Annotated in this window: 19 protein-coding genes; 12 read left to right on the forward strand and 7 right to left on the reverse strand. The window is 60.4% G+C overall.

Annotated elements, in window-relative coordinates; translation table 11 throughout:
- Positions 1-73 precede the first annotated feature (73 nt).
- The 3 genes from GXB78_RS23285 to GXB78_RS23295 form a co-directional block, all read right to left on the reverse strand.
- The gene (locus GXB78_RS23285; protein ID WP_253503347.1) at positions 74-1,261 is read right to left on the reverse strand and encodes an EAL domain-containing response regulator; all 1,188 of its coding nucleotides are present in this window, start codon (positions 1,259-1,261) and stop codon (positions 74-76) included.
- Entirely contained in the window at positions 1,248-4,061 is a 2,814-nt protein-coding gene (locus GXB78_RS23290; protein ID WP_329517179.1) for an ATP-binding protein, read from the reverse strand. Before GXB78_RS23290 ends, GXB78_RS23285 begins: the two co-directional genes overlap by 14 nt.
- A gap of 93 nt (positions 4,062-4,154) precedes the next feature.
- Positions 4,155-4,871, reverse strand: a complete 717-nt coding sequence (locus GXB78_RS23295; RefSeq protein WP_329517180.1) for a fimbrial protein — start codon at positions 4,869-4,871, stop codon at positions 4,155-4,157.
- A gap of 558 nt (positions 4,872-5,429) precedes the next feature.
- Between GXB78_RS23295 and GXB78_RS23300 the strand changes: the two genes are divergently transcribed.
- The 4 genes from GXB78_RS23300 to GXB78_RS23315 all read left to right on the forward strand — a co-directional run bounded on the left by GXB78_RS23300 (position 5,430) and on the right by GXB78_RS23315 (position 10,301).
- Positions 5,430-5,912 (forward strand): MarR family winged helix-turn-helix transcriptional regulator, encoded by a 483-nt coding sequence (locus GXB78_RS23300; protein WP_329517181.1) that lies wholly within the window; start codon positions 5,430-5,432, stop codon positions 5,910-5,912.
- Positions 5,902-7,371 (forward strand): efflux transporter outer membrane subunit, encoded by a 1,470-nt coding sequence (locus tag GXB78_RS23305; RefSeq protein WP_329517182.1) that lies wholly within the window; start codon positions 5,902-5,904, stop codon positions 7,369-7,371. Before GXB78_RS23300 ends, GXB78_RS23305 begins: the two co-directional genes overlap by 11 nt.
- A gap of 15 nt (positions 7,372-7,386) precedes the next feature.
- Entirely contained in the window at positions 7,387-8,589 is a 1,203-nt protein-coding gene (locus tag GXB78_RS23310) for an HlyD family secretion protein (RefSeq protein WP_329517183.1), read from the forward strand.
- 182 nt (positions 8,590-8,771) lie between these two features.
- Positions 8,772-10,301, forward strand: coding sequence for a DHA2 family efflux MFS transporter permease subunit (locus GXB78_RS23315; protein ID WP_329517184.1), 1,530 nt, complete (start codon positions 8,772-8,774; stop codon positions 10,299-10,301).
- A 102-nt stretch (positions 10,302-10,403) separates the two neighbouring features.
- Here the strand turns inward: GXB78_RS23315 and lpxH are convergent, their stop codons facing one another.
- Both lpxH and GXB78_RS23325 read right to left on the reverse strand, forming a co-directional pair.
- Entirely contained in the window at positions 10,404-11,156 is a 753-nt protein-coding gene (gene lpxH / locus GXB78_RS23320; RefSeq protein ID WP_329517185.1) for a UDP-2,3-diacylglucosamine diphosphatase, read from the reverse strand.
- Positions 11,153-11,659 carry a peptidylprolyl isomerase gene (locus GXB78_RS23325; protein WP_329517186.1) on the reverse strand — a complete coding sequence of 169 codons (507 nt, stop codon included), beginning with the start codon at positions 11,657-11,659 and terminating at the stop codon, positions 11,153-11,155. Before GXB78_RS23325 ends, lpxH begins: the two co-directional genes overlap by 4 nt.
- A gap of 251 nt (positions 11,660-11,910) precedes the next feature.
- Here GXB78_RS23325 and GXB78_RS23330 point away from each other — a divergent pair, with 251 nt between their 5' ends.
- On the forward strand, positions 11,911-13,608 hold the full coding sequence (locus tag GXB78_RS23330) for a glutamine--tRNA ligase/YqeY domain fusion protein (RefSeq protein ID WP_329517187.1): 1,698 nt from the start codon (positions 11,911-11,913) through the stop codon (positions 13,606-13,608).
- Positions 13,609-13,626: 18 nt separating this feature from the next.
- Complete coding sequence (cysS, locus tag GXB78_RS23335; protein ID WP_329517188.1) at positions 13,627-15,009, forward strand: cysteine--tRNA ligase; 1,383 nt, start codon at positions 13,627-13,629, stop codon at positions 15,007-15,009.
- Between the two features lie 736 nt (positions 15,010-15,745).
- On the opposite strand, the gene GXB78_RS23340 is transcribed toward cysS, so the two are convergent.
- The gene (locus GXB78_RS23340; RefSeq protein ID WP_329517189.1) at positions 15,746-17,584 is read right to left on the reverse strand and encodes a sigma-54-dependent Fis family transcriptional regulator; all 1,839 of its coding nucleotides are present in this window, start codon (positions 17,582-17,584) and stop codon (positions 15,746-15,748) included.
- A 346-nt stretch (positions 17,585-17,930) separates the two neighbouring features.
- On the opposite strand from GXB78_RS23340, the gene GXB78_RS23345 reads away from it, so the two are divergent.
- Genes GXB78_RS23345 through GXB78_RS23370 form a run of 6 tightly spaced genes read left to right on the forward strand, consistent with a single transcriptional unit; the run spans position 17,931 to position 23,880 of the window.
- Positions 17,931-19,025, forward strand: coding sequence for an ABC transporter ATP-binding protein (locus GXB78_RS23345; protein ID WP_016775291.1), 1,095 nt, complete (start codon positions 17,931-17,933; stop codon positions 19,023-19,025).
- On the forward strand, positions 19,025-20,134 hold the full coding sequence (locus tag GXB78_RS23350; RefSeq protein ID WP_329517190.1) for an ABC transporter ATP-binding protein: 1,110 nt from the start codon (positions 19,025-19,027) through the stop codon (positions 20,132-20,134). The genes GXB78_RS23345 and GXB78_RS23350 overlap by 1 nt, the downstream gene beginning before the upstream one ends.
- Positions 20,131-20,997, forward strand: coding sequence for a carbohydrate ABC transporter permease (locus tag GXB78_RS23355; protein ID WP_329517191.1), 867 nt, complete (start codon positions 20,131-20,133; stop codon positions 20,995-20,997). Before GXB78_RS23350 ends, GXB78_RS23355 begins: the two co-directional genes overlap by 4 nt.
- Before the next feature lie 9 nt (positions 20,998-21,006).
- Positions 21,007-21,807, forward strand: a complete 801-nt coding sequence (locus GXB78_RS23360; protein ID WP_024013421.1) for a carbohydrate ABC transporter permease — start codon at positions 21,007-21,009, stop codon at positions 21,805-21,807.
- A 10-nt stretch (positions 21,808-21,817) separates the two neighbouring features.
- Positions 21,818-22,090 (forward strand): DUF2160 domain-containing protein, encoded by a 273-nt coding sequence (locus GXB78_RS23365; RefSeq protein ID WP_038861868.1) that lies wholly within the window; start codon positions 21,818-21,820, stop codon positions 22,088-22,090.
- Between the two features lie 47 nt (positions 22,091-22,137).
- Complete coding sequence (locus GXB78_RS23370) at positions 22,138-23,880, forward strand: ABC transporter substrate-binding protein (protein WP_042609208.1); 1,743 nt, start codon at positions 22,138-22,140, stop codon at positions 23,878-23,880.
- Between the two features lie 377 nt (positions 23,881-24,257).
- Here GXB78_RS23370 and nuoN read toward each other — a convergent pair whose 3' ends face one another.
- Positions 24,258-25,721: an NADH-quinone oxidoreductase subunit NuoN gene (gene nuoN / locus GXB78_RS23375; RefSeq protein WP_024013420.1), complete on the reverse strand. Its 1,464-nt coding sequence runs from the start codon at positions 25,719-25,721 to the stop codon at positions 24,258-24,260.
- Positions 25,722-25,726 lie beyond the last annotated feature (5 nt).

A 25,726-nucleotide genomic window follows, 5' to 3' on the forward strand; every position in this document is an offset into this window, starting at 1 on the left:
AGTGAAAGTGGTTAGGCCAGTGAACACAGATCACCTCGATGGCAAGTGACGGTCGTCCAGCGCATGCTGCGGCTCACCAGACATTCGCCGGGCCGTCGTGGCTGAGCAACTGCTGGAACTGCTCCGAAGACACCGCGTGGGAGATCAGGAAACCCTGGACCTGAGTGCAGTCGATCTTACGCAACAGAGCAAGTTCTTGCGCAGTTTCCACACCTTCGGCCACCACCGTCAGGCCCAGTTGCCGACCGAGGGTGACGATACTGGTCAGCGCCTGTGCCAGTTCCGCGTTGCTGTTGCAACCTTTCACCAGCGCGCGGTCGATTTTCAGTTCGGTGAAGGGCGCCGACACCAGATTCATGTAGGAACTGTAGCCCTTGCCGAAATCATCCTGGGACAAGCCGAAACCCTTGATGCGCAAGCGGCAGGCCCCGGCATAGAAATTACTGATGTCATCAGGCACCGAGCACTCCATCAGCTCGAAGCAGATCCGCGCCGGCAGCCCGTCGTGTTGCAGGACAAACGCGAGGATGCGATCAGGCAGGTCGTGGCTGTTGAGCAGGTGCGTCGGCAGGTTGATCGACACCGGAATGTCATAGCCTTGTTGGCGCCATACCGATTGGGCGGCAATCGCCTGTTCGAGCATGCGCCAGAGCAGATGTTCTTCAAGGTCGTGGGCGATCAGCGCTGGCAGGAACGCTCCCGGCAACAAGGTGCCATGTTCGGGATGCATCCAGCGCACCAGTGCTTCGGCGGCAACGATGCGGCCATTGTCCAGCGCCTTCTTGGGTTGAAACCAGGCTTGCAGCTCAGCGTTATCCAGCGCACGCAAAAGACTCTGCCGATCGATACCGGCATGCGCAGTAACCGCAACGTCCTGACGTAGTGCCTGCAACTGCTCGATCAGGCAGCGCAATGCCGCGCTGTTGACCGGTTTGGAAATCAGCCCGATGACCTTCACTTGCAGGTTGCTCGCCACCAGACTCGCGCCCATCAACATGCGCCGGGAGGCAGCACTCATGATCGCCAATGCCGGACGCGACTTCTGCGCCGCAAGGCCCTGGATGAACTGCACGCCGTCCATGCCCGGCATCAGCAGATCGGTGAGCACCAGATCGAACTCGCGATTCTGCAGGCGCCGCAAGGCTTCTTCGCCGTCCCGGGCAAACTCCAGATCGAACACGCCCAGCGCGTTGAACAGGTTCTGCAAGTACAGATGCTGAAACGGATGATCTTCGACAATCAGCAGACTAGATGACTTCATCGGTGACTCGTTGGTAGGGAGCCAGGACAGTCGACAAGGCTCGCAGCGTGAAAGGTTTGATCAGGCAGTGATTCATCCCGGCGGCCAGGCACAACGCCTCTTCGCCGCGCAGGGCGTTGGCGGTGGCGCCGATGATCGGCGTGGTGCAGCCCAGATGTCGCAGGGCCTTGGCCAGTTCATAGCCGTTGAGGCGCGGCATGTTGACGTCCGTCAGGACCACATCGAAGCTTTCGTCCTGCCAGAGCGACAAGGCTTCTTCGCCATCGCTGGCCAGCGCCACCGTGCAGCCCAGCTCTTGCAACTGGTCGCGCAGGATCAACTGATTGATCGCATTGTCTTCGGCGACGAGGATGTGCAGATGCAACGGCGCCAGCGCGGCGGTTGGCGAGGGCCGCTGATGCTCAATGACGGGGCCGCCCTGCGCCTGACGCACGGCCTGGCGGATCGCGGTCAGATCGTTCAGGTTCGCCATCCAGCCGTCGCCGGTGCACTGCGGCTCACAGGCTGCATCGCCGCTGGCCAGCACTCGCGGTCCAGACCAGTGCAGGTCGCTGCGCTGCGCCAGCGGCTCCGGGTACAACTCCAGCAACACGCCGCTGTCGGCAGACTCGTGGCTGGCTGGCGCACCAAGGTGCGGCAGAGCGCCCCAACGACGCAGCCAGCCCGCCAGACTCTCGGCCAATTCGCGTACTGGCGACACCACGTAAACGGTCTCGGCCGCGAGTTTTGCCTTCACTTCAGGCAGCGCATCGCCCGAGCGCTGCTCCAGCGGCAAGGTCAGGGAAAAACTGCTGCCCAGCCCCGGCTCGCTGACCATGCGCAGCGTGCCGTCCATCAAATGGGTCAGGCGCAGGCAGATCGGCAGACCCAGCCCGGTACCAGCGACCACATGGCTGTTGCCCTGGGTCTGATAAAACGGTTCGAAAATAAACGCCTGATCCGCGTGGGCAATCCCGCGACCGGTGTCCGAGACCTGCCATTGCACACAAACGCGCTCACCCTCACGGGCCTGCACCTTGACCCGCAACACCACGCGCCCCGAATCGGTGAATTTCACCGCATTGTTCAACAGGTTATTGAGAACCTGGCGCACGCGGCTGACATCACCAACCAGGCTGTCGGGCAGTTGCGGGTCGAAGCAGGCATACAGCTGCAAGCCCTTGCCCTGCGCCGCCGCCGCGTATCCCTGCACCACTTCCTGCGCCAGCGTCACGACGCAAAAGTCACTCAATTCCAGCGCCAGTTGCCCGGCTTCGATTTTCGATACATCGAGCACATCGCAGATCAATTGCAGCAGGGTTGCGGACGAGCCTTCGATCGCTCGCAAATAACCTTTCTGCTGAGCGTCGAGTCGGGTCCGGGCGAGCAACTCCAGTGTGCCGAGTACGCCATACAGCGGCGTGCGGATCTCGTGGCTCATGGTCGCCAGAAACAGGGTCTTCGCTTCGTTGGCGGCATCGGCGGACTGGCGCGCCTGCTCCAGCGCCGCTTCGATCTGCCGGCGTGCGCTGATGTCGCTGAAGGCGCAAAGCAACACGTCCTCGCCCTTGTAACGGGTCGGCGCGCAGCTCAGGTACAGGTGGCGACCGTCGGCGGTTTCGAAATAGTCGGTCAGGCACGGCGCGTTTTCTGCAAACGCAGCGCGGATCCAGTCAGGCCCGAGTTGGTGGCTGCATTCGCCCAGCCATTGCCGGGCGAGGGTGTTTTCCAGCACCACCTGCGCATCGCTGCGCCGCAATACGCAGAGCGCCACCGGCGCGGTCTGGATCACGTCGCGGCTGAACAGCTCGCTTTCGACCAGGGCCTGAATGCGCTGCAGGGTCGGCGTGATGAAGCGATGTTCCAAACGTCGGATCAGCAGCCACACCAGGCTGATACTGGCCAGACAGAACGCCAGCGCGCCGAGAATCTGCGGCCACAACGCCCACAGCACGGCGAGCAAGTCGATGGAGTAAGTCAGTTGCCAGTCCGAGGATTTCAGCTGTTTGCGCAACACCAGTTGCTCGGGTAGCCAGCCGTCACCGACGAAGCCGAAGAAGTCCTGCTGGCGCAACAGCGGCAGATCCTGCCCAGGCGGCGGCTTGCGGCTGTTGCTGAACAGCGGCATGCCTTGCGAGTTGAACATGGTGAACTCGCCAGCGCTGTGGTCGCTCAGCGCATTGGAGATCTCACGGTCGTCCATCTCCAGACCCAGCCAGCCGGAATCAAGGTCGCGCTCATCCAGACGAATGAAGATGTACAGCTGCGAGTGCCCCTGCGAATTGTGCGTCAGCCAGATCTCTTTGAGGGCGCTGGTATTGTCGCGTTTGAGGGTTTCCAAGCGCTCGAGCATGGCCTGCGGAAAATCTCCAGCCATCGGCGTCGTGTTATACAGACGCCATACCTGCGCCTCGGCGCCGCTGCTGACGTAGAGCAGATTCAATTTGCGCGCTTGCAGATAGTCACGCATGCGCTGGGTCAGCCAGATGCTCCATTGCTTGCCTGGGGATTTTCCCAGCAACAGGCGAATTTCCTCTTCGGACAGCGGCGCGCTTAACGCAGTCTGCCGGGTCGCCGACAAACTCAGGCTTTCCAGCAGCGCTTCGCGGGTGGTGAAAAACGTATGCGCCTCGGCTATCGCACTGCTCATGTAGCTGCGCCGCTGAGAGATTTCGTTGTTGAAGGTGAACAGCAGAAAGCTGTACACGCCGCCGAGAATGCCCAGCAGCAGCACCCACGCAAAAATGCGCAACAAACGTCGCGCAGCATGAGGCGTGGACAGCACAGGGCTGATCTGATGGAGGTAATTCTTCAATCGCATGCCGGCACAGTAGGGGCGGCCGGGTGTGGCGAGAATCAGACGATTCCTAAAGAGGGCGCGCGGATAATTTGCTATGCGTGGGTACCAATGGATTCACAGGTAACTCATGACAAAGGCAATCGTTGCGTTGGCTGTTCCGGCGCGCATGCCCTTGTCAAACCCACCATTGCCAGCGGTTTCAGCGATGCGAAAGTATCGAGCGCTCAGGGGGATCTTCAAGTTGCCCCCCACAGAGGGATAGTCCGTGAACACATGACTTTGATTCAAAACCAGGGGGTTTCCATCACTGTTGAGTACTTGCAAAGCCGTACCCTGAGCAGTCGAATCTGCACTCAGATTTACGATGCCTGCCGTGGCGTTCTGCGCGGGGGAAGTTGAGGTAGGCAGTAGGGAATAAGTTACTTTGTTTATGCCTGTCGGGCAGTTGTTAAGGCTGATGTCAAAGTTGACGGATTTCGAATAGGCGCCGTTATAGGAAAAAGCACTTATGTCATGTGAGCCCATGTCCACTTTGATGTCAGGTGTTTCGCATGATTGAGGGACGATAGTTGTGCCGTTGGTGGCCATTGCCAGTGGTGAGACACCGTCTGCATGGAAAACCCCCAGTGTTCCTGCCGGGATTTTCTGCGCATCGATTACGTCCGCTATCTTGATCAGTCGTAGCACGTGCCTTGTGGTGTCCCATCCGAATCCGCCCGCTTCTCGCCGAATAGCCGGATAAATGGGTATGGTGATGTTGTCCTTGAAGGACCATTGCCATGCAAGCCCGGTATTTCCGATGGCGTAAACAAGATCGCCCGATTTGGACACGCCGACGTTGTTCTGAACCCCATATGAAAACTCGGTAGTGCATTTATACGAGCTGGGCGTAGGACCCATTGTGAGTGGAGGACTTTCATATATTACGGTGCCATTAGGCGTATCGCGAGGGACCGAAAGTGTAGCCGGTACTTGCATGGTAATAGTTGTTTGATGATGACCCGGGTAGAACGAGCAATTAGCCGCGCCCGCGTAGCTGGACGCAAAGAGTAACGTCAGGCACAGCGTGTGAATCAATTTCGTCAGCGGGACAGGGCGCTGTAGTTGGAAACGCTTCATGAGGTGGGCTTTACGTATCGGCCAATGAGTGGCGTACGTTAGCCACGACACTCAAACCTGAATATCAGGCGATTCCTAGAAGCCGCTCCCAACTTGCAATGCATTCCCCTGTGGGAGCGAGCCTGCTCGCGAATGCGGCCGCTCACGTAACAAAACCCAGCCCACTGGTCAACTAATTACCAAGCCCCCTAACTATTGCGTTGACATTCGCTGCCTAAGCAGTAACATCTCGACATACATTCACTGCCTAGGCAGTTATCAGGTCAGCCCATGAAGCATTTCACCCCGGAAGAATTCAAACACTGCCACCTCGGCCTGTTGCTCGGCCGTGCCGCGTTGCTCAAGGACCGGATCATCGACACCCACATGGAACCCCACGGCATCACCGCCGCGCAATTCAAGGTGTTGATCATCATGGCCCAGTTCGGCGTCGACACCCCGGCCGAGCTGTGCCGGCATTTGTCGCTCGATAGCGGGTCGATGACGCGCATGCTCGATCGCCTCGAGCAGAAGGCTTTTCTAGTGCGCCAACGCAGCGAAGGCGACCGTCGTCAGGTGCAATTGAAATTGACCGAGCAGGGCCAGCAACTGGCCGATCGCCTGCCGCATATCGGTGCGGAGGCGATGAATGAATTGGCCGGCGCGATCTCCCGCGACGAGCTGAAGACCCTGCAATACATCCTCAAGAAAATCCTTCTGGCCGCCGGTGACCCGATCACCGTGCAGCGTTTGGGTGAACACAATGAACGCTAAAATCATGCGCCGCAGCCTGACGCTGGTGCTGTCGGCGATGATCCTCGCCGGTTGCGCCAACTACAGCGGCCTCGACACCGAAGGCCAGCGCCTCGACGCGGCGAACCTGAAGACAGCGCAGTCTCTCGACGGCGTCATGCTGTCGCCGGCGGCGTGGCCGAAAAGCGATTGGTGGAGCAGCCTTGGCGATCCGCAGCTTGATGGGCTGATCCGCGAAGCCCTGCACGACAGCCCGGACATGCAGATCGCCGAAGCCCGCGCGCATCAGGCCAACGCCGCTGCGTATGCCGCCGATGCCGAACGCTATCCGACCCTCGACGCCAGCGCCGGCATCAGCCGTTCGCGTCTGGCCCGCGATCAGGATCCGCGAGGGCAGGGCGGTGCCTATGCGACGGTGCGCAATGTCAGCGCCGGCTTCAATTACAACTTCGACTTGTGGGGCGGCCAGCGCGATGCCTGGGAAGCCGCACTCGGCGAGGCGCGCGCTGCCGAAGTCGATCGTCAGGCCGCGCAGCTGACCCTCGCCGCTGACGTCGCCCGTGCCTACAGCGATCTCGGTCAGGCGCACATCGTTTACGACCTCGCCAGCGAGGACCTCAAGCGCACCCGGCAAATGCTCGACCTCAGCCAGCGCCGCTTGAGTTCCGGGATCGACAGCCAATACCAGTTCCAGCAAACCCAGAGTCTGGAAGCCAGTTCTCAAGCCAGCCTGATCGACGCGGAAAAACGCTTGAACAGCGCGAAGATTGCCTTGGCGGTATTGCTCGGCAAAGGACCGGATCGCGGCAACGAGATCGCCCGACCGAAAGTCCTGCAAGCCAGTGCCGTGGCGGTGCCGTCGGTGTTGCCGGCGGAACTGCTCGGCCGCCGTCCGGATCTGGTCGCGGCGCGCTGGCGTGTCGAGGCGGCGAGCAAGGATATCGACGCGGCGAAAACCCGTTTCTATCCCAACCTCAACCTGTCGGCCTCGGCCGGCGCCGAGTCGTTGCTGGGTGATGCGATGTTCGGTTCGGCCAGCCGCTTCTTCAATATCGCGCCGACCGTGTCATTACCGATCTTCGATGGCGGACGCCTGCGCGCCAGCCTCGATGCCCGCGACGCCGATTACGATCTGGCGGTGGCGCAGTACAACAAGAGTCTGGTCAAGGCCCTTGGCGATGTCGGCGACACCATCAACCAGCTACGCGATATCGGCCGGCAGATCGGCGCGCAGCAGCACGCCACCGACATCGCTCAGGATTCTTACAACACCGTCGTCCAGCGTTACGGTTCCGGCATCGGCAACTACCTGGACGTGCTCAGCATCGAGCAGCAATTGCTCCAGGCCCAGCGTCAGCTGGCGACCCTCAATGCCGAGCAGATCGACCTGTCGATTCAACTGATGCAAGCGCTGGGCGGCGGCTTTCAGGGTGAAAACCTGAACGCAGCCAACGCCAGCCCAGCCTCGTCGCACTACTAATTCAAGGTATTTGTCATGGCCACTGCCGAAAACACCCAAGCTCCAGACAACACCCCGGACACCGGCAACCCGCGCAAACGCAAGGTGATGCTGCTGGCCCTCGCCGTGGTCGTCCTGCTCGCCATTGCCGGCGTCTGGGCCTATCACGAATTCATCGGGCGCTTTAACGAAAGCACCGACGATGCCTACGTCAACGGCAACGTGGTGGAGATCACGCCGCTGGTGACCGGCACCGTGGTCAGCATCGGCGCCGACGACGGTGATCTGGTCCACGAAGGCCAGGTGCTGGTCAACTTCGACCCCAACGATGCCGAAGTCGGCCTGCAAAGCGCCAAGGCCAAACTGGCGCGCACCGTGCGTCAGGTGCGCGGCTTGTACAGCAACGTCGATGGCATGAAAGCCCAGGTCAACGCGCAACAGGCCGAGGTGCAGAAGGCACAGGACAACTACAACCGGCGGAAAAATCTGGCCCAGGGCGGGGCGATTTCCCAGGAAGAACTGTCCCACGCCCGCGACGACCTGACCTCGGCGCAGAACGCTTTGGCCAACGCTAAACAGCAACTGAAAACCACCAGCGCGCTGGTCGACGACACCGTGGTCTCGTCGCATCCAGACGTGATGTCGGCCGCCGCCGATCTGCGTCAGGCCTACCTGACCAATGCGCGCAGCACCCTGATCGCGCCGGTCACCGGTTACGTCGCCAAGCGCACCGTGCAACTCGGTCAGCGCGTGCAGCCGGGCACCGCGCTGATGGCGGTGATTCCGCTGAATCAGCTGTGGATCGACGCCAACTTCAAGGAAACCCAACTGCGTGACATGCGCATCGGCCAACCGGTGGATATCGAGGCCGATATTTACGGCAGCGACGTCAAATACAGCGGCACCGTCGACAGCCTCGGCGCTGGTACCGGCAGCGCGTTTGCTCTGCTGCCAGCGCAGAACGCCACCGGTAACTGGATCAAGATCGTCCAGCGCGTGCCGGTGCGTATCCACATCAATGCCGAAGAACTGGCCAAGCACCCACTGCGTGTCGGCCTGTCGACCAATGTCGAGGTCAATCTGCACGACCAGAGCGGCCCGGTGCTGGCCCAGCAACCGCCGCAAAAGGCCTCGTTCAGCACCAATGTCTACGAGCGCCAACTGGCTGAAGCGGACGCGATGATTGCCCAGTTGATCCACGACAACAGCGCCGCCGCGGGCAAAACCGCACAGCGCTGAGATCAGATGCGTTCCACTGTGGCGAGGGAGCTTGCTCCCGCTCGGCTGCGAAGCAGTCGTAGATTTTTTGGGGCCGCTTCGCGACCCAGCGGGAGCAAGCTCCCTCGCCACAAAAAACTGCTTCCACAAGGCCGGCTGTGTTCATCAGGACGCAGCGCCAACCCGGTTTCATAGGATTCACAATGAGCAATAACGCTTCTTTCACGCCGCCCAGCCTGTTGCTCAGCACCATCGGCCTGTCGCTGGCGACGTTCATGCAAGTGCTCGACACGACCATCGCCAACGTGGCGTTGCCGACGATTTCCGGCAACCTCGGGGTGAGTTCGGAGCAGGGCACCTGGGTGATCACTTCGTTCGCGGTGAGCAACGCGATTGCGCTGCCGCTGACCGGTTGGCTCAGCCGCCGCTTCGGCGAGGTGAAGCTGTTTCTGTGGGCGACGATGCTGTTTGTGCTTGCATCGTTTCTCTGCGGTATCTCGACGTCGATGCCTGAGCTGATCGGCTTTCGTGTGCTGCAAGGTCTGGTCGCCGGGCCGCTGTATCCGATGACGCAGACGCTGTTGATCGCGGTCTATCCGCCGGCGAAACGCGGGATGGCTCTGGCGCTGCTGGCGATGGTCACGGTGGTAGCGCCGATTGCCGGGCCGATTCTCGGTGGCTGGATTACCGACAGCTACAGCTGGCCGTGGATCTTCTTTATCAACGTGCCGATCGGCATCTTTGCGGTGATGGTGGTGCGTTCGCAACTGGCGAAACGGCCGGTGGTCACCAGCCGCCAGCCGATGGATTACGTCGGCCTGATCACCCTGATCATTGGCGTCGGCGCATTGCAGGTGATCCTCGACAAGGGCAATGACCTGGACTGGTTCGAATCGAACTTCATCATTATCGGCGCGGCGATTTCCGTAGTCGCGCTGGCGGTGTTCGTGATCTGGGAAATGACCGACCGCCACCCGGTGGTCAACCTGCGTTTGTTCGCCTATCGCAACTTCCGCATCGGCACGCTGGTGCTCGTCTTGGGTTACGCCGGATTCTTCGGCATCAACCTGATCCTGCCGCAATGGCTGCAAACGCAAATGGGCTATACCGCGACCTGGGCCGGTCTGGCGGTGGCGCCGATCGGTATTCTGCCGGTGCTGCTGTCGCCATTTGTCGGCAAGTACGCGCACAAGTTCGACCTGCGACTGCTCGCCGGCATCGCGTTTCTGGCGATCGGCCTGAGCTGCTTCATGCGTGCCGAGTTCACCAACGAGGTCGACTTCCAGCACATCGCCCTGGTGCAGTTGTTCATGGGCATCGGCGTGGCGCTGTTCTTCATGCCGACCCTGAGCATTCTGATGTCGGACTTGCCGCCGAGCCAGATTGCCGATGGTGCTGGCCTGGCGACGTTTTTGCGGACGTTGGGCGGTAGCTTTGCGGCGTCGTTGACCACGTGGATCTGGATTCGCCGGGCCGATCAGCATCATGCGTACATGAGCGAGAGCATCAGCACCTTCGAGCCGGCTACGCGCGAGACTTTGCATGCGTTGGGCGGGGCGAGTCAGTCGGCGTATGCGCAGATGGATCAGATTCTCACGAGTCAGGCGTACATGTTGTCGACCGTGGATTACTTCACGTTGCTCGGGTGGGGGTTCATGGGGTTGATTCTGATCGTGTGGCTGGCGAAACCGCCGTTTGCTGCGAAGGCCGGGCCTGCCGCGTCCGGTCATTGACTTTGCGGTGACTGCTAAAAGATCGCAGCCTTCGGCAGCTCCTACAGGAGAACGCATTCCAAAGTAGGAGCTGCCGAAGGCTGCGATCTTTTGATCTTCGCTTTAAATCGTTGGGGCGGAGAGGGCGGGTGGCGGGGCAAAATCGAACGGGGCCAAGGCATACCCGCTCTCATCCACCTGCAACGCCCAGCCCTGACGATCCCAATCCCCCAGCACAATCCGCTTCGCCGCCTGTTCACCAAGCTGCAATTTGTGAATCGCCGGGCGATGGGTGTGGCCGTGGATCAGGGTTTTTACGCCGAATTCCTGCATCACCCGTGGAACCTCTTCCGGGGTGACATCGACGATGTCATTGGCCTTCATCCGCGTCTGCGCACGGCTTTCGCTGCGCAGCTTGCGCGCGAGTTTATGGCGGCTGCGCAGTGGCAGATGACGGAGGATGAACAGGGTGATCGGGTTGCGCAGGTAGCGGCGCAGCTTCATGTAGCCAACGTCGCGGGTGCACAGGCTGTCGCCGTGCATCAGCAGCACCGGCTCGCCGTAGAACTGCACGACACTCGGATCCTTCAACAGCGTGCAGCCGGCCTGTTTGCAGAAGGCCTTGCCGAGCATGAAGTCGCGATTGCCGTGCATGAGAAAGATCGCCGTGCCGCTGTCGCTCAAATCGCGCAGGGCCTGGCAGATGGAACGCTGGAAGGGCGTCATGGCGTCATCGCCAATCCACGCCTCGAAGAAGTCGCCGAGGATGTACAACGCACTCGCCGAGCGGGCGCGTCCGGCGAGCAAATCCAGAAACGCCCGGGTAATGTCCGGGCGCTCCTCTTCCAGATGCAAGTCTGAAATCAGCAATATCACGCTTCGATGATCTCGGCTTTCTCGATGATCACGTCTTCTGCCGGTACGTCCTGGTGGCCGGCCTTGGAAGTGGTCGACACGCCTTTGATCTTGTCGACAACGTCGGTGCCTGCGGTGACTTTACCGAATACCGCGTAGCCCCAGCCCTGCACGTTCTTGCCGCTGTGGTTGAGGAAGGTGTTGTCGGCAACGTTGATGAAGAACTGTGCCGAAGCCGAATGCGGTTCCATGGTGCGGGCCATGGCGACGGTGTATTTGTCGTTGGAAAGTCCGTTGTCCGCTTCGTTCTGGATGCTTGGACGCTTGTCTTTCTTTTCTTTCATGCCAGGCTCGAAACCGCCGCCCTGGATCATGAAGTTACCGATGACGCGGTGGAAAACAGTGTTTTCGTAGTGACCGGCCTTCACGTACTCGATGAAGTTGGCAACGGTGATCGGCGCCTTTTCAGCGTTCAGTTCGATGACGATGTCGCCATGGTTGGTGGTCAGTTTGACTTGAGTCATGGTCATTACTCTGTATAGGGAATTCGTGGTTCTGGGGCCGTCAGCCCCACAACCGGTTCAGCCTGCTTCGGCCAAGGTGCGCAGTTTAGCGTGACAGGCGCGAATTTCGAGGCGGTTTTTCAAATCCCGGCGATTAAATGCATGCCTTTATAAGAGCTGCTCTGTCAGGCCCTTGACAGCATCGGCTATGATAGCGGCTTTGTTTTGTCTGGCCCCTCTTTGCGGCCGCGCACCTGTACGTCAAGGATCCTATGAGCAAGCCCACTGTCGACCCTACCTCGAATGCCAAGTCCGGCCCTGCCGTGCCGGTCAACTTCCTGCGGCCGATCATCCAGGCAGACCTGGACTCGGGCAAGCACACCCAGATCGTGACTCGCTTCCCGCCGGAGCCCAACGGCTACCTGCACATCGGCCACGCCAAGTCGATCTGCGTCAACTTCGGCCTGGCCCAGGAGTTCGGCGGCGTCACGCACCTGCGTTTCGATGACACCAACCCGGCCAAGGAAGATCAGGAATACATCGACGCGATCGAAAGCGACGTCAAATGGCTGGGCTTCGAATGGTCCGGTGAAGTGCGCTACGCCTCGCAATATTTCGACCAGTTGCACGACTGGGCCGTCGAGCTGATCAAGGCCGGAAAGGCCTACGTCGACGACCTGACCCCGGAGCAGGCCAAGGAATACCGTGGCAGCCTGACCGAGCCGGGCAAGAACAGCCCGTTCCGCGACCGCACCGTGGAAGAGAACCTCGACCTGTTCGCGCGCATGAAGGCCGGTGAGTTCGCCGACGGCGCCCGCGTGTTGCGCGCGAAGATCGACATGGCTTCGCCGAACATGAACCTGCGCGACCCGATCATGTATCGCATCCGCCACGCTCATCACCACCAGACCGGTGACAAGTGGTGCATCTACCCGAACTACGACTTCACCCACGGCCAGTCGGACGCCATCGAAGGCATCACCCATTCGATCTGCACCCTCGAGTTCGAAAGCCATCGTCCGCTGTACGAGTGGTTCCTGGAGAACCTGCCGGTGCCGGCGAACCCGCGCCAGTATGAGTTCAGCCGTCTGAACCTGAACTACACGATCACCAGCAAGCGCAAGCTCAAGCAACTGGTTGACGAGAAGCACGTCGATGGCTGGGACGATCCGCGCATGTCCACGCTGTCGGGCTTCCGCCGCCGTGGCTACACGCCGAAATCGATCCGCAACTTCTGCGAAATGATCGGCACCAACCGTTCCGACGGCGTGGTCGACTTCGGCATGCTCGAATTCAGCATCCGCGACGACCTCGACCACAGCGCACCGCGCGCGATGTGCGTGCTGCGTCCGTTGAAAGTGGTCATCACCAACTATCCGGAAGGCCAGGTCGAAAACCTCGAACTGCCACGCCACCCGAAAGAAGACATGGGCGTGCGCGCGCTGCCGTTCGCCCGGGAAATCTACATCGACCGCGAAGACTTCATGGAAGAGCCGCCGAAGGGCTACAAGCGCCTGGAACCGGCCGGTGAAGTGCGTCTGCGCGGCAGCTACGTGATCCGTGCCGACGAAGCGATCAAGGACGCCGACGGCAATATCGTCGAACTGCGTTGCTCGTACGACCCGGACACCCTCGGCAAGAACCCGGAAGGGCGCAAGGTCAAGGGCGTGATTCACTGGGTGCCGGCCGCCGCCAGCGTCGAGTGCGAAGTACGTCTGTACGATCGCCTGTTCCGTTCGCCGAACCCGGAAAAGGCCGAAGACAGCGCCAGCTTCCTCGACAACATCAACCCTGACTCGCTGCAAGTGCTGACCGGTTGTCGCGCCGAGCCATCGCTCGGCAACGCACAACCGGAAGACCGTTTCCAGTTCGAACGCGAAGGCTACTTCGTCGCGGACCTGAAGGACTCGAAACCCGGTCAGCCGGTATTCAACCGTACCGTGACCCTGCGTGATTCGTGGGGCCAGTGAGTGAGTCAAGGAACTAACGTGCTAACGATCTACAACACGCTCACCAAGAGCAAAGAAGTCTTCAAGCCGCTGGATGGCAACAAGGTGCGCATGTACGTCTGCGGGATGACCGTGTACGACTACTGCCACCTCGGCCACGGCCGCAGCATGGTTGCGTTCGATCTGGTGACGCGCTGGTTGCGCTTCAGCGGTTATGACCTGACCTACGTGCGCAACATCACCGACATCGACGACAAGATCATCAATCGTGCTCGCGAGAACGGTGAATCGTTCGAAGCGCTGACCGAGCGCATGATCGCCGCGATGCACGAAGACGAAGCGCGCCTGAACATCCAGAAGCCGGACATGGAACCGCGCGCCACCGATCACATCGCCGGCATGCACGCGATGATCCAGACCCTGATTGACAAGGGCTACGCTTACGCCCCGGGCAACGGCGACGTGTACTACCGCGTCGCCAAATTCATGGGCTACGGCAAGCTGTCGCGCAAGAAGATCGAAGACCTGCGCATTGGCGCGCGCATCGAAGTCGACGAGTCGAAGGAAGACCCGCTCGACTTCGTCCTGTGGAAAGCCGCCAAGCCGGGCGAGCCGAGCTGGGAATCGCCATGGGGCGCCGGGCGTCCGGGCTGGCACATCGAGTGCTCGGTGATGTCCACCTGCTGCCTCGGTGAGACCTTCGATATTCATGGCGGCGGCAGTGACCTGGAGTTCCCGCACCACGAAAACGAAATCGCCCAGAGCGAAGCGGCCACCGGCAAGACCTACGCCAACGCGTGGATGCATTGCGGGATGATTCGCATCAATGGCGAGAAGATGTCCAAGTCCCTGAACAACTTCTTCACCATCCGCGACGTGCTCGACAAATACCATCCGGAAGTCGTGCGTTACCTGCTGGTGTCGAGCCACTACCGCAGCGCGATCAACTACTCGGAAGACAACCTCAAGGACGCCAAGGGCGCACTCGAGCGTTTCTATCACGCGTTGAAAGGCTTGCCGAGCGTGGCGCCGGCCGGTGGCGAAGCGTTTGTCGGACGTTTCACCACGGTGATGAACGACGACTTCGGCACCCCCGAAGCGTGCGCCGTGCTGTTCGAAATGGTGCGCGAGATCAACCGTCTGCGTGAGAGCGATCTTGATGCGGCGGCGGGTCTGGCGGCACGCTTGAAGGAACTGGCCAGCGTGCTGGGTGTGTTGCAGCTTGAGGCGGATGACTTCCTGCAAGCGGGCGCCGAAGGGCGTGTCGATGCGGCGCAAGTGGATGCGTTGATTGCCGCGCGGCTGGCTGCGCGAGCGGCGAAAGACTGGGCCGAGTCGGACCGGATTCGCGATCAGCTGACGGCGATGGGTGTGGTGCTGGAAGACGGCAAGGGCGGGACGACCTGGCGTCTGGCTGACTGAGCAAGAAGCCAAAAGTCAAAAGCCCCTCACCCTAACCCTCTCCCGGAGGGAGAGGGGACTGACCGCAGTGTCTTTTGCTATACGCCGACCTGAACGACCGAGTCGATTATGGATTCGGTGAAGCCAGATCAGGTCGACGTTTCTCTCGAATATCCCCTAATCGGCTCCCTCTCCCGGAGGGAGAGGGACTGACCGCGGTGTCTTTTGCTATACGCCGACCTGAACGATCGAGTCGATTATGGATTCGGTGAAGCAAGGTCAGGTCGGCGTATCTCTCGAATAACCCCCAATCGGCTCCCTCTCCCGGAGGGAGAGGGACTGACCGCGGTGTCTTTTGCTATACGCCGACCTGAACGACCGAGTCGATTATGGATTCGGTGAAGCCAGATCAGGTCGGCGTATCTCTCGAATAACCCCCAATCGGCTCCCTCTCCCGGAGGGAGGGAGGACTGACCGCGGTGTCTTTTGCTATACGCCGACCTGAACGATCGAGTCGATTATGGATTCGGTGAAGCCAGATCAGGTCGGCGCATCTCTCGAATATCCCCCAATCGGCTCCCTCTCCTCGGGGAGAGGGCTGGGGTGAGGGGCAAGGGGTTGATGCAGTAGCCGAACAGGACGATGTTCGCCTAATCCATAATCGACGCGTGTTTTTCAGGTCGATGTATAACGCAAGACACCTCGGTCGGCTCCCTCTCCTCGGGGAGAGGGCTGGGGTGAGGGGGAAGGGGTGTACTCAACCGCCCATCTGTCGCAATCGCTTGTAAAGCGTATTCCGACTCACCCCTAACCGCCGTGCCAAATGCGAAATATTCCCCCCGGCCGCCTTCAACTCCCTGTTCAACGCCTCCACGTCATTCAAATCCAGCCCCAACGGCGCCGCCGTTTCCACCGGCTCCATCTCCAGATCGACAAAAAAATCATCCGGCAAATGCTCAAGCCGCACCGGTTGTTCCTCGGCCATGGCCAGCGCCACCTGCATCACACTGCTGACCTGACGCAAATTCCCCGGCCACGGATGCTTTTCAAACAACTCCAGAACCTCAGGGCTCAGCCCCGCCCATTGCGTCGGCTCGCGATGCTGCTCCCACAATCGTTTAAACAGCGCCTGCTTGTCGCTGCGTTCGCGTAACGGCGGCAGCTCCAGGGTCAAACCACCGATGCGGTAGTACAAATCCTCGCGGAAACGGCCCAATTGCACCTGCTCGCGCAACGATCGGTTGGTCGCGGAGATAATTCGCAGATCAACCGGGAACAACTCGCTGCTGCCCACCGGTTGCACGCAACGCTCCTGCAACACCCGCAACAGGCGCGCCTGGGTCGGCAGCGGCATATCGCCGATCTCATCGAGAAACAGCGTGCCTTTGTCGGCCTTGCGAATCAGGCCGATGCTGCCTTTCTGGTTGGCGCCGGTGAAAGCGCCTTTCTCATAACCAAACAATTCCGATTCGACAAGTTCAGCGGGGATCGCTGCGCAGTTCACCGCGATGAATGCTTGTTTGCTGCGGGAACTGGCCTGATGCAAGGCTTTGACGAACACTTCCTTGCCGACCCCGGTTTCGCCGTGGATCAACAACGGAATGTCCTTCTCCAGCAAGCGCTCGGCCTGGCGCACGGCTTTTTCCACGCGGCTGTCGCCGAAATGCAGGGTGTTGAGGCTGATCACACTGACTGGCGCAGGCTTGTCTTCAGCGACAAACACCCGCGCCTGTACCGGCGCCTGTTTCGGCCGCTTCAACAAACACTGGAAACGGTTGCGCCCCGAAGTCTGCAAGGCAAACGGCAGACCTTCGGGCTGATTGATCAACTCCAGCAGCGACACCTTGAACAGGCTTTCGACGCTGACCCGCGACAGACGCACGCCAAGCAGATTGTCGGCGCGGCGATTGGCCGAGAGCACCTGGCCGCTCTCATCGAAAATCAACAACCCGGCCCATTGGCTGTCGAGGTTGTTCAACCCGGTGTTGAAGGTCAGTTGAAAATGCTGGCCATGGAACAGGTTGAGGATCAGCCGGTTCTCCACGGTCTGGCTCATCATCTTGACCATGCCCAGGGTGTGCGAGGGCGGCAAATAGCTGTCGCTGGAGACATCGAGCACGGCGATGACCTTGCGCTCGGCGTCGAAGATCGGCGCGGCGGAGCCGGTCATGAAGCGGTTGGCCTTGAGGAAGTGTTCGTCGTGTTCGATGTGCACCGCCTGCTCACAGGCCAGCGCGGTGCCGATCGCATTGGTGCCGCTGCTGCGCTCCATCCAGCTCGCGCCGGCCTGAAAACCCCGGGCCAGAGTCGGTTCGATAAAGCGTTGGGTGCCCCACGAGGTCAGCACCTGGCCCTGATTGTCGGCGAGCATGATCAGGCAGTTGGAATTGCTGAGAATGTTTTCGTAATAGGGCAGGACTTCCTGATGCGTGGTCTGCACCAGCGAATGATGGCTGTCGAGCAACCGTGCGATGCCAGCGGCGGGCAATTGATCGAAGGCCGGGGCGCTCTGGTGGTCAAGGCCGAACGCGCGGCAACGTTGCCAGGAGGTCTGGACGATCGCGTCGTGGGACAGCGGCGAAGCAGGTGCGGCCATGGGGGCGAGCCTCTGAGTGCAGCGATTTTATTATTGTTATGAGGTCCACCTTCCCCCGTAGGAGCTGCCGAAGGCTGCGATCTTTTGATCTTGATCTTGAAAATCAAAGTCAAAGTCAAAAGATCGCAGCCTTCGGCAGCTCCTGCATGGGTGTGAACAGTGCATAGAGTGTTGTTCACTATTGTTCATTGTCAATCACCCCGACTGTTCAAAAGTGTTCAGCTGTGAACGCCACTTTCCCGCGTAATCATCGAATTTCACAGCAAATCAACCACTTGCCATTACTGGCACGAATGTCGCTCTGTTGCTTCGGTCGCTTGACTCCAAAAATAACAAAGGCCGAGCCATGTCACTCACCCTGGAGCACGTCAGCCGCACCGTCGAGGGCCAGATCTGGATCGACGATGCGTGTCTGAAATTCGAACCCGGATCCTTCAACGTTCTGCTCGGGCGCACCCTGTCCGGCAAGACCAGCCTAATGCGCCTGATGGCCGGCCTCGACAAGCCCGACAGCGGCCGCGTGCTGATGAACGGCGTCGATGTCACCCAGCGCCCGGTGCGGCTGCGCAATGTGTCGATGGTCTATCAGCAGTTCATCAATTACCCGACGATGACCGTGTTCGAGAACATCGCCTCGCCGCTGCGCCAGGCCGGCATCTCGAAAGAGATCATTCACAGCAAGGTGCAGGAAACCGCACGCATGCTGCGTATCGAGAAGTTCTTGCAGCGCTATCCGCTGGAGCTGTCCGGCGGGCAGCAGCAACGCACGGCCATGGCCCGCGCGCTGGTCAAGGATGCTGAACTGATTTTGTTCGACGAGCCGCTGGTCAACCTCGACTACAAATTGCGTGAAGAGCTGCGTCAGGAAATGCGCGAGCTGTTCAAGGCCCGCCACACCATCGCCATTTACGCCACCACCGAACCCAACGAAGCGCTGGCCCTCGGCGGCACCACGACCATCCTGCACGAAGGCCGGGTGATTCAGAGCGGCCCGTCGACCGAGGTCTATCACCAGCCGCAGTCGGTGCTCGCCGCTGAATTGTTCTCCGAACCGCCGATCAACCTCATGCCGGGACGCATTGCCGGCAACGAAGTCAGCTTTGCCAACTTCGTCCATTTTCCGTTGAACGTCGACCTGCGCCCGGTGGGCGAGGGCGAGTTCCGCTTTGGCGTGCGCCCCAGCCATATTTCGCTGGTGCCGAGCAACGATGACGATCTCGAACTGGCGGTGACCGTCGAGGTCGCCGAAATCAGCGGTTCGGAAACCTTCCTGCACGTGCGCAACGAGCATTTCCTGCTGGTGCTGCACTTGCCGGGGGTTCATGAATACGACGTCGATGCGCCGATCCGCATCTATATCCCGACCCACAAACTGTTCGTTTTCGATGCGCAGGGCCGTCTGGTGCAAGCACCGGGCCGGCGTGTCGCGAGGGTTGCCTGATGGCCGAAATCCGTTTGCAGCACCTCGCCCACAGCTACAGCAAAACCCCCAGCGGCGCGGAGGATTATGCGATCCGCGAGATGGATCACGTCTGGGAGCAGGGTGGCGCCTACGCCTTGCTCGGCCCGTCCGGTTGCGGCAAGTCGACCTTGCTCAACATCATTTCCGGCCTGCTCAGCCCGTCTCAGGGCCACGTGTTGTTCGACGGCAAAGCGGTCAACGACCTGACGCCGGAGAAGCGCAACATCGCCCAGGTTTTCCAGTTTCCGGTGGTCTACGACACCATGACCGTGTTCGACAACCTCGCCTTCCCCCTGCGAAACCAGGGCATGGCCGAGGCGAAAGTGCACAGCAAGGTGCAGGAAATTGCCGAAGTGCTCGACCTGCAGAATCTGCTGAGCAAGAAAGCGCGCAACCTCACTGCCGACGAAAAGCAGAAAGTCTCCATGGGCCGTGGCCTGGTGCGCGACGACGTCTCGGCAATCCTCTTCGACGAGCCGCTGACGGTGATCGACCCGCACCTGAAGTGGAAACTGCGGCGCAAGCTCAAGCAGATCCATGAGCAGTTCAACATCACCATGGTCTACGTCACCCACGACCAACTGGAGGCCTCGACCTTCGCCGACAAGATCGCGGTGATGTACGGCGGCCAGATCGTCCAGTTCGGTACGCCACGAGAGTTGTTCGAGCGGCCGAGCCACACCTTTGTCGGCTATTTCATCGGCAGCCCGGGGATGAACCTGATCGAGGTGCAGCCACAGCCCGGTGGCGTCGGTTTCGCCTCGACGCACCTGCCGTTGTCCGACGCCTTGCAGCGCCATATCGAGCACGGCCAGTGGAAAAATCTCAAGGTCGGCATCCGTCCCGAGTTCATTCATGTTTGGGACGAGCCGTTTGATGACGCTATGCAGGCAAAAGTCGTACACGTCGAAGACCTCGGCACCTACAAGATCATGACTCTGAACCTCGACGGCGCGCCGTTGAAAGTGCGGCTGGCCGAAGACAAACCGGTGCCCCAGGGCACCGCGTACATCAGTTTTCCGGCGCAGTGGCTGATGGTCTATGCCGATGAGTTTCTGCTCGAAGCCGATGATGAGGTGCAGCCATGAACAAGGTGCAGAACAACAAGGCCTGGTGGCTGGTGTTACCGGTGTTCCTGCTGGTGGCGTTCAGTGCGGTGATCCCGATGATGACCGTGGTCAACTATTCGGTGCAGGACATCTTCGACCAGTCCAGCCGCTACTTCGTCGGCGCCGACTGGTACAAGCAAGTGCTGCTCGACCCGCGTCTGCATGATTCGCTGCTGCGTCAGTTCATCTATTCGGCGTGCGTACTGTTGATCGAAATCCCGCTGGGTATCGCCGTGGCCCTGACCATGCCGACCAAGGGCCGCTGGTCGTCGGTGGTGCTGATCATTCTGGCGATTCCGCTGCTGATCCCGTGGAACGTGGTCGGCACCATCTGGCAGATTTTCGGCCGCGCCGACATCGGCCTGCTCGGTTCCAGCCTCAACGCGCTGGGCATCAGTTACAACTACGCGGCGAACACCATGGACGCCTGGGTGACGGTGCTGGTGATGGACGTCTGGCATTGGACTTCGCTGGTGGCGCTGCTGTGTTTCTCCGGTTTGCGGGCGATTCCCGACGTGTATTACCAGGCCGCGCGGATCGATCGCGCCTCGTCTTGGGCGGTGTTCCGCCACATTCAGTTGCCCAAGCTCAAGAGCGTGCTGCTGATCGCGGTGATGCTGCGTTTCATGGACAGTTTCATGATCTACACCGAGCCGTTCGTGCTTACCGGCGGCGGGCCGGGCAATGCCACGACCTTTCTCAGTCAGACGTTGACGCAGATGGCCGTAGGGCAATTCGACCTCGGTCCGGCAGCGGCGTTTTCGCTGGTGTACTTCCTGATCATCCTGTTGGTGTCGTGGCTGTTCTATACCGCCATGACGCACTCCGACGCCAACCGCTGAGGCCCGGCCATGAGCAAGAAAAAGCTTATTCCGTTGCTGGTGTACATCCTGTTTCTGCTGGTGCCGATCTACTGGCTGCTGAACATGTCGTTCAAGAGCAACACCGAAATCCTCGGCGGCCTGACGCTTTTCCCACAGGACTTCACGCTGGCGAACTACAAGGTAATCTTCACCGATCCGAGCTGGTACACCGGCTATCTGAACTCGCTGTATTACGTCAGCCTCAACACGGTGATTTCCCTGAGTGTGGCGCTGCCAGCGGCTTACGCGTTTTCACGCTATCGTTTCCTCGGCGACAAGCACCTGTTCTTCTGGCTGCTGACCAATCGCATGGCGCCGCCAGCGGTGTTCTTGCTGCCGTTTTTCCAGTTGTATTCGTCGATCGGCCTGTTCGACACGCACATCGCCGTGGCCCTGGCGCACTGCCTGTTCAACGTGCCGCTGGCGGTGTGGATTCTCGAAGGCTTCATGTCCGGCGTGCCCAAGGAGATCGACGAAACGGCCTACATTGACGGCTACAGTTTCCCCAAGTTCTTCGTGAAGATTTTCATCCCGTTGATCGGTTCCGGCATCGGTGTCACGGCGTTTTTCTGCTTCATGTTTTCCTGGGTCGAACTGCTGCTGGCGCGCACGCTGACCTCGGTCAACGCCAAGCCGATTGCGGCAGTGATGACGCGAACGGTGTCGGCATCGGGGATCGATTGGGGCGTGCTGGCGGCGGCGGGGGTGTTGACCATCCTGCCAGGCATGCTGGTGATCTGGTTTGTGCGCAACCACGTGGCCAAGGGCTTTGCCCTCGGTCGGGTCTGAGGAGCAGATGATGGAATGGATGAGCTGGACGACACCGACCGCCGCGTTCTTCATCGGCATCGGTCTGATTCTGGTGGGCATGACCACCTGGGAATTGCGCTCGCCGAGCATCCTGCGGCGAGGGTTTTTGCCGATTGCCACCACCCGTGGCGATCGCTTGTTTATCGGTCTTCTCGGCAGCGCCTACCTGCATTTGCTGGTAATCGGCGTCACCGACTGGAGCATCTGGGTGGCGTCCGCGTTGTCCCTGGTGTGGCTGTTGGCTGTGATGCGTTGGGGCTAGTCGAATCGTTCGGCAACGCGGCTCCACAACTTAAACAGGAGGTCTCTATGTTCGATAAAAACAATAAGCTGCGACATAGCATTTCATTGGCAGCCATGCTGGCACTCAGCGGTTTGAGCGCATCTGCCTGGGCCGACGCCTATGAAGATGCGGCGAAAAAATGGATCGGCAGCGAGTTCAAGCCCTCGACCCTGACGGCCGAACAGCAGCTCGAAGAACTGAAGTGGTTCATCAAGGCCGCCGAGCCGTTTCGTGGCATGGACATCAAGGTCGTTTCCGAAACCCTGACCACCCACGAATACGAGTCCAAGGTGCTGGCCAAGGCCTTCAGCGAAATCACCGGGATCAAGCTCACCCACGACCTGCTGCAGGAAGGCGACGTGGTCGAGAAGATGCAGACGGTGATGCAGTCGGACAAGAACATCTATGACGGCTGGGTCAACGATTCCGACCTGATCGGTACGCACTTTCGCTACGGCAAGACCGAATCGATCACCGACCTGATGGCCAACGAGGGCAAGAACTTCACCTCGCCGACCCTCGACATCAAGGACTTCATCGGCATTTCTTTCACCACCGCGCCGGACGGCAAGATCTACCAATTGCCCGACCAGCAATTCGCCAACCTCTACTGGTTCCGTGCCGACTGGTTCGAACGTGCGGATCTGAAAGCCAAGTTCAAGGAAAAGTACGGTTACGAGTTGGGCGTGCCGGTGAACTGGTCGGCCTACGAAGACATCGCCAAATTCTTCAGCGAAGACGTCAAGGAAATCGACGGCAAACGCGTCTACGGCCACATGGATTACGGCAAGAAGGACCCGTCGCTGGGCTGGCGCTTCACCGACGCCTGGTTCTCCATGGCCGGCGGCGGCGACAAAGGCATTCCCAACGGTTTGCCGGTGGACGAGTGGGGCATTCGTGTTGAAGATTGCCACCCGGTCGGCTCCAGCGTGACCCGTGGCGGTGACACCAACGGCCCGGCGGCAGTGTTCGCCACCACCAAATATGTCGACTGGCTGAAGAAATACGCGCCACCGGAAGCGGCCGGCATGACCTTCTCCGAATCCGGCCCGGTGCCGTCCCAGGGCAACATCGCCCAGCAGATTTTCTGGTACACCGCATTCACTGCCGACATGACCAAACCGGGCTTGCCGGTGGTCAACGCCGACGGCACACCGAAATGGCGCATGGCGCCGTCGCCGCGCGGGCCGTACTGGGAAGAGGGCATGAAGCTCGGTTATCAGGACGTGGGTTCGTGGACGTTCATGAAGTCCACGCCTGAGAAGCAGAAACTGGCGGCGTGGCTGTACGCGCAGTTCGTCACCTCGAAAACCGTGTCGCTGAAGAAAACCATCGTCGGCCTGACGCCGATTCGTGAGTCGGACATCAACTCCCAGGCGATGACCGATCTGGCGCCGAAGCTCGGTGGCCTGGTCGAGTTCTACCGCAGCCCGGCCCGCGTGCAATGGACCCCGACCGGCACCAACGTGCCGGACTATCCGCGGCTGGCGCAACTGTGGTGGAGCCACATCGCCGAAGCCGCCAGCGGCGAGAAAACCCCGCAACAGGCGCTGGACGGCCTGGCCAAGGATCAGGATGCGATCATGACCCGTCTCGAACGCTCCAAGGCTCAAGCCACTTGCGCGCCGAAGATGAACCCGGAGCGCGACGCGCAATACTGGTTCGATCAGCCGGGCGCACCGAAGCCGAAACTGGCGAACGAGAAGCCGAAGGGTGAAACCGTGAGCTATAGCGAACTGCTGAAATCGTGGGCGGATGCGCGTAAGTGATGTTGGAAATGTAAGAAGCGAACGGCACCGGAAGGTGCCGTTTTTTTTTGCCTGATCTGCCGCTTTCGCGAGCAGGCTCGCTCGCACATTGGAGCGGTGGTACTCAAAATTAGTGGCACCCAAGATCCCCGTGGGAGCGAGCCTGCTCGCGAAAGCGGTGGGTCAGTTAGCATATCCATCGACTTGTAGGACGCCATCGCGAGCAGGCTCACTCCTGCTGGGGGTGCGATGCACCCGGATGCTATGAGCGACACACACACCTGTGGGAGCGGGCTTGCCCGCGATGACGCTTGCACGAACGCCGGCGATATCGACTTCTTCTACAAACAAAAAACGGCACCCGAAGGTGCCGTTTCCGTTTCCAGCCAGCCGAGCAATCAGCCCGCCAGACCCGCCTGCTGTACCAGCACCAGCAATGGCTGCGGATACACACCCAGGAAGAACGCAACCAGGGCGATGGCCAGCAGCATCACGCCGCCTGCCTTCTGTTCCCAGTGCAGCTGGGCATCGTGGCGACGCAGGTTTGGCTCGATCAGGTACAGGGTGACCATTACGCGCAGGTAGTAGAAGACGCCGATGGCGCTGCCCAGTACCAGTGCGCCGACCAGCCACCACTGACGGGTTTCGACGCCGCTGGCGATGATGTAGAACTTGCCGATGAAGCCGGCGGTCAGCGGGATGCCGGCCAGGGACAGCATCATCACGGTCAGCACGGCGGTCAGGTACGGACGGCGCCAGAACAGGCCGCGGTATTCGTACAGAGCGTCGGCGTCGCGGCCGTTGTATGGCGAGGACATCAGGGTGATCACGCCGAACGCGCCGAGGCTGGTGATTACATAAGTCACCAGATAGACGCCGATGGCTTCCACCGCCAGACCCTTGCTCGCCACCAGTGCGATCAGCAGGTAGCCGAAGTGCGCGATGGACGAATAACCGAGCAGACGCTTGAGGTTGCTCTGGGTCAGGGCCAGCAGGTTACCGAACAGGATCGAGGCAACTGCGATCACGCTGAGCACGTCGCTCAGCACGCCACTGCTGGCGGCAGGGGAGAGCTGGAACAGACGCACCATCACCGCGAACACTGCCACCTTCGAAGCGGTAGCGAGGAACGCCGCCACCGGTGCCGGCGCACCTTCGTAGACGTCCGGCGTCCACAGGTGGAACGGTACCAGCGACAGCTTGAACGCCAGGCCGATCAGCATCATGCCCAGGCCCAGTTGCGCCAGCGGGCTTGGCAGACCGGTCGCGGCCAGGGCCTGACCGATGCCGACGAAGCTCAGCGAACCGGCGTCTGCGTAGAGCAGCGCCATACCGAACAGCAGGAACGCGGAACCGGCGGCCGACAGCACCATGTACTTGATGCCGGCTTCCAGCGAACGCTTGTTGAAGAAGGCGTAAGCCACCAGACCGTAGACCGGTACCGAGAGCAGTTCCAGACCGATGAACAACCCGGCCAGGTGCTGCGCGCTGACCAAAACCAGACCACCGGCGGCAGCCATCAGGATCAGCAGGTACAGTTCTTCGCGATTGCCCGGGTAACCCGAACCGCCATCACCCAGGTAGGCGTGGGCGAGGGTGACGCAGGCGAGGGTGGCAACCAGGATCATCGCCATGTACAGGCAGGCAAACGCGTCGATTTGCAGCAATGGAGTCACGGCCAGAGGCGCGACTTTCAACGCAGGCAGGATCGACAGCAGGGCCAGGTTCAGACCCGCCACCGAAATCAGGAAGGTCTGCGAGTGGTTGCGGCGCCAGGCGATTGCCAGCATCACCACGATAATGGTGAGGCTGGTGATCAACAGTGGCGCAAGCGCAATAAAGTGTTGAATCGTGAATTCCATAGCGC

Origin of the sequence: Pseudomonas moraviensis subsp. stanleyae, assembly GCF_036283065.1 — a bacterium.
GTDB lineage: Bacteria > Pseudomonadota > Gammaproteobacteria > Pseudomonadales > Pseudomonadaceae > Aquipseudomonas > Aquipseudomonas stanleyae.

What these genes read in the sequence shown, in the direction of transcription:
- nuoN (WP_024013420.1), bottom strand. Translation starts at nt 25,721, where the DNA reads ATGGAATTCACGATTCAACACTTTATTGCGCTTGCGCCACTGTTGATC.
- GXB78_RS23290 (WP_329517179.1), bottom strand. Translation starts at nt 4,061, where the DNA reads ATGCGATTGAAGAATTACCTCCATCAGATCAGCCCTGTGCTGTCCACG.
- GXB78_RS23305 (WP_329517182.1), top strand. Translation starts at nt 5,902, where the DNA reads ATGAACGCTAAAATCATGCGCCGCAGCCTGACGCTGGTGCTGTCGGCG.
- GXB78_RS23330 (WP_329517187.1), top strand. Translation starts at nt 11,911, where the DNA reads ATGAGCAAGCCCACTGTCGACCCTACCTCGAATGCCAAGTCCGGCCCT.
- GXB78_RS23285 (WP_253503347.1), bottom strand. Translation starts at nt 1,261, where the DNA reads ATGAAGTCATCTAGTCTGCTGATTGTCGAAGATCATCCGTTTCAGCAT.
- GXB78_RS23350 (WP_329517190.1), top strand. Translation starts at nt 19,025, where the DNA reads ATGGCCGAAATCCGTTTGCAGCACCTCGCCCACAGCTACAGCAAAACC.
- GXB78_RS23340 (WP_329517189.1), bottom strand. Translation starts at nt 17,584, where the DNA reads ATGGCCGCACCTGCTTCGCCGCTGTCCCACGACGCGATCGTCCAGACC.
- GXB78_RS23315 (WP_329517184.1), top strand. Translation starts at nt 8,772, where the DNA reads ATGAGCAATAACGCTTCTTTCACGCCGCCCAGCCTGTTGCTCAGCACC.
- GXB78_RS23325 (WP_329517186.1), bottom strand. Translation starts at nt 11,659, where the DNA reads ATGACTCAAGTCAAACTGACCACCAACCATGGCGACATCGTCATCGAA.
- GXB78_RS23355 (WP_329517191.1), top strand. Translation starts at nt 20,131, where the DNA reads ATGAACAAGGTGCAGAACAACAAGGCCTGGTGGCTGGTGTTACCGGTG.
- GXB78_RS23365 (WP_038861868.1), top strand. Translation starts at nt 21,818, where the DNA reads ATGGAATGGATGAGCTGGACGACACCGACCGCCGCGTTCTTCATCGGC.
- GXB78_RS23360 (WP_024013421.1), top strand. Translation starts at nt 21,007, where the DNA reads ATGAGCAAGAAAAAGCTTATTCCGTTGCTGGTGTACATCCTGTTTCTG.
- GXB78_RS23310 (WP_329517183.1), top strand. Translation starts at nt 7,387, where the DNA reads ATGGCCACTGCCGAAAACACCCAAGCTCCAGACAACACCCCGGACACC.
- GXB78_RS23300 (WP_329517181.1), top strand. Translation starts at nt 5,430, where the DNA reads ATGAAGCATTTCACCCCGGAAGAATTCAAACACTGCCACCTCGGCCTG.
- GXB78_RS23370 (WP_042609208.1), top strand. Translation starts at nt 22,138, where the DNA reads ATGTTCGATAAAAACAATAAGCTGCGACATAGCATTTCATTGGCAGCC.
- GXB78_RS23345 (WP_016775291.1), top strand. Translation starts at nt 17,931, where the DNA reads ATGTCACTCACCCTGGAGCACGTCAGCCGCACCGTCGAGGGCCAGATC.